Below are 14464 nucleotides of genomic sequence, written 5' to 3'. Positions count from 1 at the left end.
ACTTTGGCTCATTCCTGGTCGGCGAGCCGAGTTGGCTCGTCGGCCCGCAGCTCGGCACGGCGCACGTCGGCCGAGGCGGTCAGCAGCCGCAGCGCCAGCCCGATCAGGATCAGATTGCCGATCATCTGGACGAGCACGACCACCCTGGCCGCCTGCGAGGTGGCCACGATGTCCCCGAAGCCGACCGTCGCGAACACCGTGACACAGAAGTACAGCGCGTCGATCTTCGTCAGCGGTGCGCTGAAGCCGACCGGATCGCCCGCGGAAAGCGTGAAATACACCGTGGCATAGCCGATTATGTAGCAGCCGAAAATGGCGACCGCCGCCGCCAATGCGCGTGCCAGTGGACGGTCGGCGCGCAGTACGGCGCGAATCTGCCACACAAAAATGGCGCACGTCGCGACCGCTTCGACTGTCAGCAGTATTGCCGTCCTGATATCGCCGATTCGGGTGAACGGCAGCAGGAAATAGGCAATCAGCAATATGAAAACCGCTGCGATGGCAACCATTACCTCGCGCCGGGAACGACGGCGACGGTCGAGTGTCGACGGAATGCGCGAATTCTGTCCGGTGGGCATGAAAACAATCCCTTTCGGCCGACCGGCTGCCGGATCGAACTGAGCAGCGCTCATACGAACTATCCGCATCGACCCTACGCCGGAGTCGCGGTGGCGGCCATTCTGTTTCGGAATCGAGGACGACGATGAACGTCGACAACCGGAGTCCGGAACAGCCTGACCCGCAGTATTCCGGTGCGCTCACCGCGGACGAACGGGGAGAACTCGAGCGGCTGCGCGCCACCGTCCGGGTGCGCACGCACCGGGTCCGGCGCACCCTTCGCTGGACCGCGGTGGGAATCCTGTTGCTGATCATGGGGATTGCCGTCGCGGGGTCGGTTGTCGCCCGCTTCTGTCGAAGCGAAATCCTCGACACGGACCGCTATGTCGCCACCGTGCGGCCGTTGGGATCGGATCCGGCGGTGCACGCCGAACTCGCCGACCGGATCACCGCGGCCATCGTCACGCGGGTCGATATCGAAGGAGCGACCGCGAAAGCTGTTACGGCACTGGCCGATAGCCTGCCGCCGCAGGGTGTCGATCGCCCACTGGTGACGGAGGCATTGCGCCGCCTGCCTCCGTTGGTCGCCGCCCAGAGCGAAACCCTGATTCGACAGACCGCCATGAGGCTGGTGTCCAGCGACGAGTTCGAAGAGCTCTGGGTCGCCGCGAACCGTCGAGCGCACGAGGCGCTCGTCGCGGTGCTCACCGGCCGGACCAGGCCCGGTGTTGCGATCGATGACCAAGGCACCGTGAGCATCTCGCTGAGCGCCATCGTGACGACCGTGCGCCAGCAACTCGACGAACGCGGAATCACCTTCGGCGACAGGCTGCCCGATGTCGATGCGCACTTCGTCCTCTTCCGCTCCCCGGACCTGATCAAGGCGCAGCAGGCCGTTCGGACGCTCGATCGGTCGGCGAATGTCCTGCCATGGGTCGCGCTGGCCGCCGCGGCCTGCGCGCTGTGGCTGACTCCCCGGAAACACCGGACCAGGACGCTCGCGCTGGCCGGATCGAGTGCCGCGCTGGCGATGGTTGCGTTGGCGGTCGCGCTGATCATCGGGCGCCGCGTCTACCTCGACGCGATACCCGCGGAGCTCCTCGCACCGGACTCCGCGGCGGCGGTGATCGATGCGGTATACGCGCCGCTACGCGGGAGCCTGCGCGCGGTGCTGGCTCTGTCCTTGATCATCGCGGTGGCGAGTTACCTTGCCGGGCCGTCGAACTCGGCCCGCTCGGTGCGCTCCGGCGGCGCGAGCGCACTCGCGGCCGTGCGCAGACCGCGCCATGGCGAGCCGAACCAGATCGAGACCTGCACCGCGCGATACCGGGTGCCGTTGCGCGTGGCGATCGTCACCGTTGCCGCGCTGATGGTGGTGTTCTGGCACTTTCCCACCGGTCTTGTCGTAGTCGCCATCGCACTGGCCGCTGGGATCCTGCTGCTGGCAGTGGAGCTGGTGGCCCGGCCGCCGGCGAATTCCGAAACCTCGAGACAACAAGGAGAATCCGCATGACCGACGCACCGGCAATCGCCGACCACGGACTGATCGGCGACCTGCAGACGGCCGCACTGGTCGCCACCGACGGAACCATCGACTGGTTCTGCTGCCCCCGTTTCGACTCGCCCAGCGTCTTCGGGGCGCTGCTCGACCAGGAACACGGTGGGCATTGCCGAATCCAGCCTGCGGTCCGCCCCTACCGGAGTACACAGCTGTACTTCCCCGACACCGCGATTCTGATCACCCGGTTCCTGACCGAGGACGGCACTGGCGAGGTGTGCGACTTCATGCCGCCCATCCTCGGGCGTGGGCCGACGGACAACCATCGACTGGTGCGGACCGTGCGCTGCGTGCGCGGACGCCTGACCTTCGACCTCGATCTGATGCCCGGCTTCGATTACGGCCGCCAACCGCATTCCCTCAGACAGACCGAAGACGGTGTCGTCTTCGACGGTGGGGACCACACGATGACCGTGCACGTGGTGCGGGAACCGGACGACCCCAGGCTCGCCCAGCTACAAACCACCGAGGACGGACGCGTCTACGGTTCGTTCACCCTCGAGGCGGGCCAGACCCGGGGGATCGTCCTCGAGTCGGCCGCACCGGGACCGCCACGGACGATCCGGCCGGACGAAATTGCGCAACTGTTCCACAGCACGGTGCGCTACTGGCACTCGTGGCTCGCGCGGTCGACCTATCGGGGTCGCTGGCGTGAGGCCGTGCACCGCTCGGCGATAACCCTCAAGCTCCTCACCTACGCGCCGACCGGTGCCATCGTCGCGGCGCCGACCGCCGGGCTGCCCGAACAGATCGGCGGCGAGCGGAACTGGGACTACCGCTACACCTGGATCAGGGATGCCTCGTTCGCCGTGCACTCGCTGCTCGCCCTCGGATTCACCGAGGAGGCAGCGGATTTCGCCCGCTGGCTGCGTAACCGCTATCAGGAGTCCGATGGACGGCTACGGATCATGTACCGCGTGGACGGCTCACCGGAACTGCGCGAGGAAGTCCTCGACCACTGGCCTGGCTATCGCGGTTCCCGTCCGGTGCGGATCGGCAACGACGCGTCCGGCCAACTCCAACTCGACATCTACGGCGAGCTGCTCGACGCCATCTACCGCGCCGACCAGCGTGGTCTGCGCATCGGGCACGAGGGCTGGCAGGACGTCACCGCCCTCCTCGACTGGCTGGCGTTCAATTGGGATCAACCAGAGGAGGGCATCTGGGAAACCCGCGGCGGGCGAGCCGATTTCAGCTACGGCCGACTGATGAGCTGGGTGGCCTTCGACCGCGCCATCCGCATCGCAACGACGCACAGCCTGCCCGGTCCGATCGAGCAGTGGCGTGCCGAGCGCGATCAGATCTACGCCCAACTGTGGGACCGGGGCTGGAGTCCGCACCGCCAGGCCTTCGTCCAGCAGTACGCCTCGGAGGTGCTCGACTCGTCGCTACTGCGCATGGTGAAGGTCGGGTTCGTCGCACCACGTGACCCACGCTGGCTGTCCACGCTGACCGCGATCACGGAGGAACTGGTCACCGACAGCCTGGTCTATCGCTACGACCCGGCGGCGGCGCCGGACGGGCTCCGCGGTGCCGAGGGCACCTTCTCGCTCTGCACCTTCGACTACGTCAACGCCCTTGCCCGTGCAGGCGATGTAGACCAGGCCCGCCTGGTCTTCGAGAAAATGCTCACCTACGCCAACCACGTAGGGCTCTACGCCGAGGAAATCGCTCTCACCGGGGCACAACTAGGCAACTTTCCGCAGGCCTTCACCCACCTCGCCCTCATCGATGCCGCGCTCACGTTGGACCGAGCGATGGATGGTACGAGACCGGACACCAGGCCGACCACGGCGGCATAAGCGGGTCGTCGCCCCGGTGCTGTGACAGGCGGGCCTCATCGGGCATGCGCGTGTTGTCGAAGGTGTGGCGGATCCGGCTCGTGGCCGTGCGGCAGGCCTACCGGGGCGGTTTCGCGACGCGGAGGACGTGGCGCACGCCGGAATCAGCCGACGAGGCAGAACCCGCCGAGGAAGATCTGTGCCGACATCCCGTCCTCATCGCGCGGGTCGCTGTCGCGATCGTCATCCTCCTGCCAGTACTCGGGGTCCAGGATGGTCGGCCTCGGCTCGTGGTTTCGCCAGCTGGTCCACGCGGCCGCCGCCGCTCGTTCTGCGACGGATTTACTCCAGTTCCACATGACGCATCTCCCTATGCTCTGTCACGGAGACTCCCGGCTCCGTTCACTGATGGTATTGATCACCCGAGTTAATTCCAAACGGCAGCATCGCCTGGTGTCGAGATCGCGAAACCGCTTGTTCAGCAGGCACATTCCGCATAGGTTGCCGCCCACGTCAACGATCCCCAGCGCGCCCGGCACGCTACCGGAAGGCAAGAGCCAGCCAGGTTCCCACTCGAGTGGGAAGCCCGGCTGCCCAGATCGGTTGCCCAACAGCGGTTCCAACCCACGCTCGTGCTGATGGTCGAGTGCTCGACGGAGTCCGAGGAACATGCTCAGGGTGGTTGCGGCGGTGCGGTGGCAGCGTGATTGTGTAGATCATGATTACGACCGCCTTCCTCCAATACGCTGGCAGCGGCCCGATGCGGCGCGAGGAAGTATTGCTGAAGCAAGGCTTGGACCAGCGCGGAATCCCGGTGCGGTACTACACGATCAAGCGCGTGCATCGCAGGCAACTGCGGTTGGGGCCGGACACCTTCATCGCTGGTGATATGGACGCGATGCACGGTGTGATGCGCCAGCTCGGAATACCGATACCCGAACCCGATGACTATCCGGCGAGTTTGCGGGAGTTCCTGCATCGCAAGGTATGGACCGCGACACTGGGCGAGGTTGAACGCAGCTTCGAGAACAGCTCTCTGCCACCGACATTCGTCAAGCCGGCGGATCGGCGTAAAGGCTTCACCGGTGCTGTCTTCTATTCCGAGCGGGACGTCGCAGTTCTGGGTAATGTCAGTCGGCGCCAGCGAGTTTGGTGCTCGCAGGTGGTGAAATGGGTCACCGAGTACCGCGTGTATGTCAACAACGGGCAGATCGTGTTCGTAGACCGATACGACGGTGATGCATCCGTCGTGCTCGACATGCAGGTTGTGGAAGCGGCTGTGGCCGTCTACCACAAGTCTGGGACTGCGCCTTGCGGGTACGCAATCGATTTCGGGGTGCTGGCCGACGGCCGGACCGCGTTGGTCGAAGCCAACGACGGCTATGCAATCGGCGCGTACGAGATTCCCTCGGAGCCGTACACGGCGTTGGTCATGGATCGGTGGAGCGAACTACTCAACTCAGCAGCGTTCTAGTCCGCGGATCACGCTGAGCGAACGAGGCAGAGCGGAACCTCGGACGATCAAAGGCGGCCGACGTAAAGTCGACCCGGCAGTCGCGCGGTGGGCGCGGATGGGTTGGGGGAATTCGATGTCGGAGAAGACAGAGAAGATCGCGGTCTGGGAGCGCGGTCGGCGCGAGCATCTGCAGTCCATGCAAGAGGCGCTGAGCGCCGAACACATCGACATGGACCACGATCCGCTGGCTTTCCTGGCGATCCTGGACCACTTCGTTGCGGCGCAGGACTACGAGTCCATGGATGCAGCCAGGACAACCGTGACCACCAGCAGGCCCATCGACGCTAGAAGGAGCCATGCAGCTCTACGGAGCTTGAGGTAGCGGTAGAGATGCAGATGGGAGACGCGCCACAGCTCATCGAGGGCTCCTCGAAGCTGCTGCTCAGGCGATTGATTCATGGCTGCTGCTCTGAAGTCCTCGAAGGTTGGCCAGTGTCGGCTTATGCCCGACAGGTTGTAGAACATCGAAGCCCCGCTACGTGGCTCGACGAACCCGACCTCCGTCTGTCTCAGCATGACCAACGCCCGTGTCGCGTACACCACCGAGGCGGCGACAAGCAGCAAAGTGCACAAGGCAGGAGCAAACACCGCCGGATTCAGCGGTCTCGATCCTTTCAGTGAGATGGCCAACGCTGTCCCGGCGACCACAAGCGCGTTCGTGCTCAGCACCGCGCCGGCCCGCGTCGATATCGAAGCTCGCTGCGCGTCCTCTCTGACAAGGTGCCAGTGAACGTTATCGAGACCCAGGCCTCTAGGCCTGTCTACAGATCCCCCAGAAGCCACGACGCGATTGTCGGCGATGTGCACCAGCAACGCAATGGTCTAATAGGCGACCCGTCCGGTCATAAGCCCTTCCTGACCAGTACCTGACAATCGGACCGACAGATTCCTAATCTCGATCCAGCATCATGGGCGAGCGCCGAGCCATCGGCTGAACCTATACGAACCCACCTGGCCTAGCAGGCAGCTGAAGCCTCGGACCGGAGGCGCTCTACGATTGGCATGGGGTGCATTGGGATCCGCGACCGTCGTGTCGTGTTGTCTATCTCCCGATGTCGATGATGATCGCGAAATCCGCTGCTATGGAGTTGGTTTACGTCTCGGTCGAGTCATGGGAGTACGGCTGCTGTGGAGAAGTCCCGGCCGAGGGCGGTTTGCTTCCCGGGGGTGTGACGGCGGTGCCGGACGAGGCGGGCGGGCGGTTTCCCGCGCCGCCAATCGTGGACTGGGATCACGACTGCGATTCACCGGCTTCTCCGCTCGGTGGGACCCGAAGTACGGGGACCCTCGTGGGCTGCCGCTCCGGCTGGGCGTGTCGTGGCACAATCAGGGCTCTGTGGTTCCGGCGATCGTGGCAGACGTCGTCACCGTGTACCAGGAGTCGGTGCTGTATCAGGTTTCCGGCCGGGTCTGGATCCCGATGCGCGACACAATGGAATACACGAGGATGGCTGCCGTCGAACGGTTCCCGGACATCGGCGCACTCGAACAGGAGCATGCAGTCGGCGCCACGGTGCGAAACATTTGCGGTGCTCTGTTGGGGGTCCGGTTCCGGTCATGCGAGGAACCATCGGCCGAGGACCTCACTGCGTATCGTGACGGACTCGAGCGGGCCTCCCGGACAGTTAATCTCATCGGGCCGGCGGCCATGTTCGGGCCGGTGGTGCCCGGACGTGGCGATCGACTGACGGTCGATCTGTCGGATTCACGGCTCACACTGCTGGGCAAACCGACCGAACTGTCCGGAGTAGTACACGGGCAGGCTGGTCAGGTCAGCATCGTCAACAACCCCGGGCAAGAATCGATCGACCTCGGCGACATCACCCCAGGCGCGCCAACGGACACGATTGACGCACCGCTGTACGTGACACTGACGATCGACCCCCAGCCGTCGGCCTGACCTCCCAGGCGATTGAGGACGTTTCGTTCGAATACTTCGGCTTGACCTTGCCAGTCCGGTACTCGGCCATAAGCGCGCATTGAGAAGCCTTGTCGACCAACAGATTTGGAGGGCCGAACAACACGCGCCCAGCGGTAGTACCGGACGTTCACGACCCCCAATGGATCTCCCAAACTCCGTCGTCTGCCTCGAGGATGCCCTCGAAGTAGATGTGATGCACGTCGACGCCGCCGTACCATTGCGATTGCTGGCGAGTGTTCCTTTCCGTCTCGGCGATGGCTGAGGCAAGGTCACGCACCGTGAAGCACGTTCCGTTGGGCGCTCGATGTTCAACGGGATCGCCGAATCCACGCAAGGTCAGCACAGGCAACTCCAGGACGATGCGGTCGAACTCGTCGACGGTCAAGTCGCGAAAGTGCTTATCCTCGAACACTTCCAGCGCAAACGAGACTTCCCTGATCGTTGCGGTTGCCGTCGCGCGCTGATTAGCCAGCTTCGCCGCGATACTTTCGGTCGGTTCCGTCAGCTCGATGGCTAATGTCCCGGACAACTCATTGAAGAACTTCAGTGACATACGGGGATGCTGGCACGGAACACCGACACCGTCCGTACCAACTTGCCCTTGATGGAGTTCTGGACTTTCTTCCACACGATGCCTGCCGAGACCCGCATCCTCGTGGCGCTTGGGGTCGGGGTCGGACTGCGCATCAGCGAAGCCCTCGGCGCGGACATCGAAGACCTGGATGTGAGCAAATGCACCTATCGGCCGAAGACCCAGTACAAGCCCTCGCGACGCGTCGGTGACAAGAAGGTCCCCACGCACGACAGGCTGTTGACGACTCTCGCAGAGGTGGGGTGACGGTGCGGGGCCGGGCTGTCCACGGTGGCAGGGGACGGGTGAGCCATATCCATCGCTATGGATGCTCACACGGTCCAACGGATCCGGGTGCTGTCTGCGACACAACACCACACCACAGGTCTGGATCCCCCAGCCGACGCCACACGGATAACCCGTGGTTCCAGCGGGCAAGTTGATGTCCACGCTGGCCGCGATTACGGAGGAGCTGGTCACCGACAGCCATCTCGCCCTCATCGATGCCGCGCTCACGTTGGACCGAGCGATGGACGGGACCAGGCCGACCGCGGCGGCATAGGCGACTACTTGCTCGGCCCGTCGGCCGGGCAAAACGGACACTTCGGCGTGTCGGCGGGCTGTCAAGATCGGCCGGGAATAATGGGGAACCGGGTCCCGCTATCCTTTATTGGTCATGAAGGCGGGTTTTTCGGGTCCGGTCCACGGTGTAGCGGCCCAGACGGTCTACCTCGATCATGCGGCCACCACACCGATGTTTGCTGCCGCGGTCGAGGCGATGACGGCTGCCCTGCGGCAGACCGGGAACGCGTCGTCGCTGCACGGGTCGGGGCGCGCCGCGCGCCGGACGCTCGAGGAGGCGCGCGAGTCGATCGCCGCCGATCTGGGCGCAAGGCCCTCCGAGGTCATCTTCACCTCCGGCGGCACCGAAAGCGACAACCTGGCGGTCAAGGGGATCTACTGGGCGCGCCGCGACGCCGAGCCGCGCCGGACCAGGATCATTGCCAGCTCGGTCGAGCACCACGCGGTGATCGACGCCGTCGAATGGCTGGAGCGGCACGAGGGCGCGCGGGTGACCTGGCTGCCGGTGGACGCGCAGGGCGTTGTCTCGCCGCGCACGCTGCGCGCTGAGCTGGCCGCGAACCCCGACGACGTCGCGCTCGTCACCATCATGTGGGCGAACAATGAGGTCGGCACGATTCAGCCGATCGGTGAATTGGCCGCCGTGGCACGGGAATTCGGGGTGCCGATGCACAGCGACGCGGTGCAGGCCGCCGCGCAGTTGCCGATCGACTTCGCCGCGAGCGGATTGTCCGCGGCCAGCTTCGCCGGGCACAAGGTCGGTGGACCGCACGGTATCGGCGTGCTGCTGCTCGGCAGGCAGGTGCCGTGCGTGCCGCTGCTGCACGGCGGCGGGCACGAGCGCGACCTGCGCTCGGGCACCTCGGATACGGCGGCGGCGGTCGGACTTGCCGCCGCGCTGCGGCAGACCGCGGCCGAATTGCCGGTCCGCACTGCGGAATTGACCGCGTTGCGGGACGCGTTGATCGACGGCATCCGGGAGATCGTGCCCGAGGTCGTGCTCAACGGGGCGCCAGGCGACCGGCGACTGCCCGGCATCGCGCACTTCACTTTCCCCGGCTGCGAAGGCGATTCGCTGCTGATGCTGCTGGACGCGGCGGGGATCGAATGCTCGACGGGGTCGGCCTGCACCGCAGGCGTCGCCTCGCCGAGCCATGTACTCATCGCAATGGGTGTCGAGCCGTGGCAGGCGCGCGGATCGTTGCGATTTTCCTTGGGGCACACCTCGACCCGCGCCGATGTCGACGCGTTGCTGATGGTGTTGCCCCAGGTGGTGGAGCGGGCCATGGCCGCGGGTCTGGCCGGCGCGAAGGGAGGTGTGTGATGCGAGTACTTGCCGCGATGAGCGGTGGTGTCGATTCGGCTGTGGCGGCGGCGCGTGCTGTCGACGCTGGTCACGAGGTGGTCGGCGTGCATCTTGCGCTGTCCGCGTCGCCGGGCACCCTGCGCACGGGGTCGCGCGGTTGCTGCTCGAAGGAGGACGCGGGGGACGCGCGACGGGCCGCGGATGTGCTCGGAATCCCGTTCTACGTCTGGGATTTCGCCGACCGCTTCAAGGAAGACGTGATCGACGATTTCGTCGCGGCCTACGCGGCGGGCGAGACGCCGAACCCGTGCCTGCGGTGCAACGAGAAGATCAAGTTCTCCGCGCTCGCCGACCGTGCGGTTGCCCTCGGCTTCGATGCCGTGGTCACCGGCCACTACGCGCGGCTCGAGGACGGCGTGCTGCGCCGTGCCGTCGACGCCGACAAGGACCAGTCGTATGTGCTCGCGGTGTTGAACGCAGAGCAGTTGTCGCGCGCCATGTTCCCGGTCGGTGATACGCCGAAGCCGCAGATTCGCGAGGAAGCCGCCGAGCGCGGGCTCGCGGTCGCGAACAAGCCGGACAGCCACGACATCTGCTTCATTCCGTCCGGCGACACCCGCGCCTTCCTCGGCGCGAAGATCGGCATCAGGCCCGGCGCCGTTGTCGATGCCGACGGCACCAAGCTCGCCGAACACGAAGGCGTGCACGGATTCACGATCGGCCAGCGCAAGGGACTCGGGCTGCCTGGTCCTGCCGCCGACGGCAAGCCGCGCTACGTCACCGGGATCGATCCCGATTCCGGCACCGTTCGCGTCGGCTCGGCCGAAGACCTGCAGGTGTGGACCGTCGAGGCGGAGCGCGCGATCTGGACCTCCGGCGTCACGCCGGACGGGCCGATCGAGTGCGTGGTGCAGGTGCGCGCGCACGGCGGTCTCGCCTCGGCCACCGCCGAGGCTGTCGGCGCCGGGCTTTCCGTCCGGTTGCACGAGCCGCTCACCGGGGTGGCGCGCGGCCAGGCGGTCGTGCTGTACCGCCAGGATGCCTTGGGCGATCAGGTGATCGGCAGCGGCACCATCTCCGGGACCGGCACCGTCGCAGGCGCGCGGGTCGGCAGCGACGCGAGCTCCGGCACGCGGTGAGGCGGCCCGCGGGCGCCTGATCGGGTCGGCGCTCGACTCAGCTCTTCCGGCGGGCGGTACCGGTCGGCGATGATGCAGTGGGGGCGTGCACAATGCATCGGGTCCGCAACTGCCCCCTGCGCCACGGAATCGTCCTGCCGCGCAGAGTGAACCAACCGACAGGAACGGACAACGGTGCACGAGATGGAAAGGTTCGACGACGGTTTCACCGTCGAGGGACGCGGGAGCGAACCGGAGCTGCACGGAACGCCCGTCCTGCGCGGCGGGATCGCGACCGGCGTCGGCTCGTGGCCCGGCATCGATCCGCGGGAGTCCGCGACCACCATCCTCGGTGAGCTACCCGAACTTCCGCACTTGGTCGAGCTACCCGGCCGCGGCGTAGGCGCCGACATGATCGGCCGCGTGTCGGCGTTGCTGGTCGACATGCGATTCGACACCACCACGCGCGGCTACCGGTTGTCGCCGCGGCCGGGTGCGGTGTCCCGGCGCGCGCGTGACCTGTTCCGCGCCGACCTCGATGCGCTCGAAGAGGCTTGGGAGACAGCGGGTTCGGCGGGCACCGGTCGGCCGATCAAGCTGCAGGTGGCAGGTCCGCTGACGCTCGCGGCTCAGGTGGAACTTCCCAGCGGACACCTTGCGCTCACCGATCCTGGTGCGCTGCGCGATCTTTCGGAATCCTTGGCCGAGGGCCTCGTCGGTCACGTCGCCGAGATCCGCAAGCGACTCGGCGCGCAAGTGCTGCTACAACTGGACGAACCAGCCCTGACGGCGGTGCTCGCGGGCTCGCTGTCCGGCGTCAGCCTGCTCAACACCGTCCGCGCGCTGCCGGAACCCGAGGCGAGCAGCATTCTCGACGCGGTCATCACCGCCCAATCCGCGCCGGTCATGATCCACAGCTGTGCCGGGCCGCCCTCGCTTGCTTTCCTGCGCGGAAGCGCCGCCGCCGCAATCGGTTTCGACATCGCCACGGTCGCAACCCGCGATCTCGACAGCGTCGGCGAGATCCTCGACTCCGGCAAACATCTGGTTCTCGGGCTCGTGCCGACCACGCCGCCGCCGACCCCGCCGACCTGGCGCACCATCGCCGAACCCGGCGTCCGCCTCATCGACCGCCTCGGCTTCCCTCGCACCACCCTCGCCACTCAGGTCCTGGTGAGTCCCGCCTGCGGCCTCGCAGGCGCCCCGCTGACCTGGGCTCGCAAGTCCCTCACCCTGGCCGCCGAGGTGGCCCGCGCCTACGCCGAAGACCCCGAATCGCTCACCTTCGAGTGAGGCCGGTGCCCGCTGAGACCAGCGGGCAGCTGACCGGCGCCTGCCGCGGTGCGCTGGTGCATTAGGTACCGCGACGTGCGCGAACACTGCCGTGGGATGTCGGTGGGCTCGGCTAATGTGCGTTGGGTGAGTGAACGTGACAGTGCGGCGGCCTCGGCGACGGCAGCGCAGCGGGTGCAGTGGCAGCAGCTTGCGGATGAGGTGCGCGAGCATCAGTTCCGCTACTACGTGCGCGACGCTCCGATCATCACCGACGGAGAGTTCGACGCGCTGCTGAAGCGGCTGGAGGCGATGGAGGCGGCGCATCCCGACCTGCGCACGCCGGATTCGCCGACCCAGCTCGTCGGCGGCGGGTTCGCCACCGACTTCACCACCGTCGATCATCTCGAGCGGATGTTGTCGCTGGACAACGTGTTCAGCCTCGACGAGCTGCGCGCCTGGGCGAGCCGGGTGGAGACGGAGACCGGGCCGGACCTGCACTACCTGTGCGAGGTGAAGATCGACGGTGTCGCGCTGAACCTGGTCTACGAGAACGGGCGACTGGTGCGCGGCGCGACGCGCGGCGACGGCCGGGCCGGCGAGGACGTCACGCTCAACGCACGCACCATCGACGACATCCCCGGCGAGCTCACCGCCAACGACGAGTTCCCGATCCCGGCCTTGCTCGAGGTGCGCGGCGAGGTCTATCTGCGCCTGGTGGACTTCGAGGCGCTCAACGCCTCGATCGTCGCCGAAGGCAAACCGCCGTACGCGAACCCGCGCAATACCGCCGCCGGGTCACTGCGGCAGAAGGATCCCGCGGTCACCGCGCGGCGCAACCTGCGGATGATCTGCCACGGGTTCGGGCGGCTGGAGGGGTACACCCCCGCGTCGCAGTACGAGGCCTATCGAGCGCTGGCGTCCTGGGGCCTGCCGGTCTCCGCGCACACCAGGCGGGTCCACGGCATCGACGCGGTGGTCGAGCGCGTCGCCTACTGGGGCGAGCACCGCCACGACATCGAGCACGAGATCGACGGCCAGGTCATCAAGATCGACGAGATGGCCTTGCAGCGCAGGCTCGGCGCGACCTCGCGCGCGCCGCGCTGGGCGATCGCCTACAAGTACCCGCCGGAAGAGGCGACGACGAAACTGCTGAACATCGAGGTGAATGTCGGCCGCACCGGCCGGGTCACCCCGTTCGCGGTGATGGCGCCGGTGTCGATCGCGGGTTCCACCGTCGCGATGGCGACGCTGCACAACGCCTCGGAGGTCAAGCGCAAGGGCGTGCTGATCGGCGACACCGTCACCATCCGCAAGGCGGGCGACGTGATCCCCGAGGTGCTCGGCCCGGTGGTCGACGCGCGCACCGGCGACGAGCGCGAGTTCGTGATGCCGACGCACTGCCCGGTCTGCGGCACCGAACTGGCGCCGGAGAAGGAGGGCGACGCCGACATTCGCTGCCCCAATCAGCGGTTCTGCCCGGCGCAGTTGCGCGAGCGGGTGTATCACGTCGCCGGACGCGGCGCCTTCGACATCGAAGCGCTCGGTGAGCAAGCCGCGAACGACCTGCTCGCCTCCGGCGCGATCGTCGACGAGGGCGACCTGTTCGACCTCGACGAGGCGTCGCTGCTCACCACCACGCTGTTCGTGAACAAGAACGGCAGCCTCTCGGCCAATGGCAAACGGCTGCTGGAGAATTTGGCGCTGGTGAAGGACCGGCCGCTGTGGCGGGTGCTCGTCGCCCTGTCCATCCGGCACGTCGGCCCGACCGCCGCGCGAGCGCTGGCCGCGGAGTTCTACAGCATGGAACGCATCGACAACGCCTCGGTGGCGGAGTTGGCCGCCGCGGAGGGTGTCGGCCCGACCATCGCCGCCGCGGTCGCGGAGTGGTTCACCGTCGACTGGCATCGGGTCGTGGTGGAGAAGTGGCGTGCCGCGGGCGTACGGATGGAAGACGAGCGCGACGAGTCCATCGAACGCAATCTCGAAGGCCTCTCGATCGTGGTTACCGGCTCGCTGCAAGGGTTTACCCGGGACGGCGCGAAGGAGGCGATCCTGGTGCGCGGCGGCAAGGCCGCCAGCTCGGTGTCCAAGAAGACCGCGTTCGTGGTGATCGGGGACGCGCCGGGGTCGAAGGCGGCCAAGGCGGAGGAACTCGGGGTGCCGATCCTCGACGAGGACGGGTTCCGGCAGCTCCTCGCCGAGGGCCCGGACGCGCTTGCGCCCGCGGCGGCCGACGAGGACGACGAGTAGTCGCCGACGGACAGTCAGTGCGCCGACG

At 66.7% G+C, this 14464-nt stretch carries 14 protein-coding genes; 10 read left to right on the top strand and 4 right to left on the bottom strand.

Annotated features, from left to right (window positions below; genetic code table 11):
- Positions 1-8 precede the first annotated feature (8 nt).
- Complete coding sequence (locus NA11_RS18825; RefSeq protein WP_069163307.1) at positions 9-578, bottom strand: potassium channel family protein; 570 nt, start codon at positions 576-578, stop codon at positions 9-11.
- 125 nt (positions 579-703) lie between these two features.
- On the opposite strand from NA11_RS18825, the gene NA11_RS18820 reads away from it, so the two are divergent.
- Together NA11_RS18820 and NA11_RS18815 are read left to right on the top strand one after the other, a co-directional pair.
- The gene (locus NA11_RS18820) at positions 704-2071 is read left to right on the top strand and encodes a hypothetical protein (RefSeq protein ID WP_069163242.1); all 1368 of its coding nucleotides are present in this window, start codon (positions 704-706) and stop codon (positions 2069-2071) included.
- Positions 2068-3918 (top strand): glycoside hydrolase family 15 protein, encoded by a 1851-nt coding sequence (locus tag NA11_RS18815; protein ID WP_069163241.1) that lies wholly within the window; start codon positions 2068-2070, stop codon positions 3916-3918. The genes NA11_RS18820 and NA11_RS18815 overlap by 4 nt, the downstream gene beginning before the upstream one ends.
- Before the next feature lie 143 nt (positions 3919-4061).
- Here NA11_RS18815 and NA11_RS18810 read toward each other — a convergent pair whose 3' ends face one another.
- Positions 4062-4256 (bottom strand): hypothetical protein, encoded by a 195-nt coding sequence (locus NA11_RS18810; protein ID WP_069163240.1) that lies wholly within the window; start codon positions 4254-4256, stop codon positions 4062-4064.
- A gap of 359 nt (positions 4257-4615) precedes the next feature.
- On the opposite strand from NA11_RS18810, the gene NA11_RS18805 reads away from it, so the two are divergent.
- Entirely contained in the window at positions 4616-5371 is a 756-nt protein-coding gene (locus NA11_RS18805; RefSeq protein ID WP_069163239.1) for an ATP-grasp domain-containing protein, read from the top strand.
- A 270-nt stretch (positions 5372-5641) separates the two neighbouring features.
- Here the strand turns inward: NA11_RS18805 and NA11_RS43970 are convergent, their stop codons facing one another.
- Positions 5642-6220, bottom strand: coding sequence for a Pycsar system effector family protein (locus NA11_RS43970; RefSeq protein ID WP_245745966.1), 579 nt, complete (start codon positions 6218-6220; stop codon positions 5642-5644).
- A gap of 544 nt (positions 6221-6764) precedes the next feature.
- On the opposite strand from NA11_RS43970, the gene NA11_RS18790 reads away from it, so the two are divergent.
- Positions 6765-7313 carry a hypothetical protein gene (locus NA11_RS18790; protein WP_141717691.1) on the top strand — a complete coding sequence of 183 codons (549 nt, stop codon included), beginning with the start codon at positions 6765-6767 and terminating at the stop codon, positions 7311-7313.
- Positions 7314-7461: 148 nt separating this feature from the next.
- Here NA11_RS18790 and NA11_RS18785 read toward each other — a convergent pair whose 3' ends face one another.
- Complete coding sequence (locus tag NA11_RS18785) at positions 7462-7887, bottom strand: hypothetical protein (RefSeq protein WP_069163235.1); 426 nt, start codon at positions 7885-7887, stop codon at positions 7462-7464.
- A gap of 6 nt (positions 7888-7893) precedes the next feature.
- Here NA11_RS18785 and NA11_RS18780 point away from each other — a divergent pair, with 6 nt between their 5' ends.
- The 6 genes from NA11_RS18780 to ligA all read left to right on the top strand — a co-directional run bounded on the left by NA11_RS18780 (position 7894) and on the right by ligA (position 14436).
- Positions 7894-8172, top strand: coding sequence for a hypothetical protein (locus tag NA11_RS18780; protein ID WP_069163234.1), 279 nt, complete (start codon positions 7894-7896; stop codon positions 8170-8172).
- 154 nt (positions 8173-8326) lie between these two features.
- Positions 8327-8467: a hypothetical protein gene (locus NA11_RS45690; protein WP_167837671.1), complete on the top strand. Its 141-nt coding sequence runs from the start codon at positions 8327-8329 to the stop codon at positions 8465-8467.
- 114 nt (positions 8468-8581) lie between these two features.
- A complete protein-coding gene (locus tag NA11_RS18775; RefSeq protein WP_069163233.1) occupies positions 8582-9811 on the top strand; it encodes a cysteine desulfurase family protein in 1230 nt (409 codons plus the stop codon).
- Positions 9811-10932, top strand: coding sequence for a tRNA 2-thiouridine(34) synthase MnmA (gene mnmA, locus NA11_RS18770; RefSeq protein ID WP_069163232.1), 1122 nt, complete (start codon positions 9811-9813; stop codon positions 10930-10932). Before NA11_RS18775 ends, mnmA begins: the two co-directional genes overlap by 1 nt.
- Before the next feature lie 183 nt (positions 10933-11115).
- Positions 11116-12204 carry a methionine synthase gene (locus NA11_RS18765; RefSeq protein ID WP_084654756.1) on the top strand — a complete coding sequence of 363 codons (1089 nt, stop codon included), beginning with the start codon at positions 11116-11118 and terminating at the stop codon, positions 12202-12204.
- Positions 12205-12330: 126 nt separating this feature from the next.
- Positions 12331-14436: an NAD-dependent DNA ligase LigA gene (gene ligA, locus NA11_RS18760; protein ID WP_069163231.1), complete on the top strand. Its 2106-nt coding sequence runs from the start codon at positions 12331-12333 to the stop codon at positions 14434-14436.
- Positions 14437-14464 lie beyond the last annotated feature (28 nt).

It is taken from the genome of Nocardia altamirensis NBRC 108246 (assembly GCF_001612685.1).
GTDB lineage: Bacteria > Actinomycetota > Actinomycetes > Mycobacteriales > Mycobacteriaceae > Nocardia > Nocardia altamirensis.
The sequence above is the reverse complement of the archived record's forward strand: the minus strand, read 5'-3'. Positions and strand labels throughout refer to the sequence as shown.

What these genes read in the sequence shown, in the direction of transcription:
- NA11_RS18785 (WP_069163235.1), bottom strand. Translation starts at nt 7,887, where the DNA reads ATGTCACTGAAGTTCTTCAATGAGTTGTCCGGGACATTAGCCATCGAG.
- NA11_RS18780 (WP_069163234.1), top strand. Translation starts at nt 7,894, where the DNA reads ATGCTGGCACGGAACACCGACACCGTCCGTACCAACTTGCCCTTGATG.
- NA11_RS18765 (WP_084654756.1), top strand. Translation starts at nt 11,116, where the DNA reads ATGGAAAGGTTCGACGACGGTTTCACCGTCGAGGGACGCGGGAGCGAA.
- mnmA (WP_069163232.1), top strand. Translation starts at nt 9,811, where the DNA reads ATGCGAGTACTTGCCGCGATGAGCGGTGGTGTCGATTCGGCTGTGGCG.
- NA11_RS18810 (WP_069163240.1), bottom strand. Translation starts at nt 4,256, where the DNA reads ATGTGGAACTGGAGTAAATCCGTCGCAGAACGAGCGGCGGCGGCCGCG.
- NA11_RS18815 (WP_069163241.1), top strand. Translation starts at nt 2,068, where the DNA reads ATGACCGACGCACCGGCAATCGCCGACCACGGACTGATCGGCGACCTG.
- NA11_RS18805 (WP_069163239.1), top strand. Translation starts at nt 4,616, where the DNA reads ATGATTACGACCGCCTTCCTCCAATACGCTGGCAGCGGCCCGATGCGG.
- NA11_RS18825 (WP_069163307.1), bottom strand. Translation starts at nt 578, where the DNA reads ATGCCCACCGGACAGAATTCGCGCATTCCGTCGACACTCGACCGTCGC.
- NA11_RS18820 (WP_069163242.1), top strand. Translation starts at nt 704, where the DNA reads ATGAACGTCGACAACCGGAGTCCGGAACAGCCTGACCCGCAGTATTCC.
- NA11_RS18775 (WP_069163233.1), top strand. Translation starts at nt 8,582, where the DNA reads ATGAAGGCGGGTTTTTCGGGTCCGGTCCACGGTGTAGCGGCCCAGACG.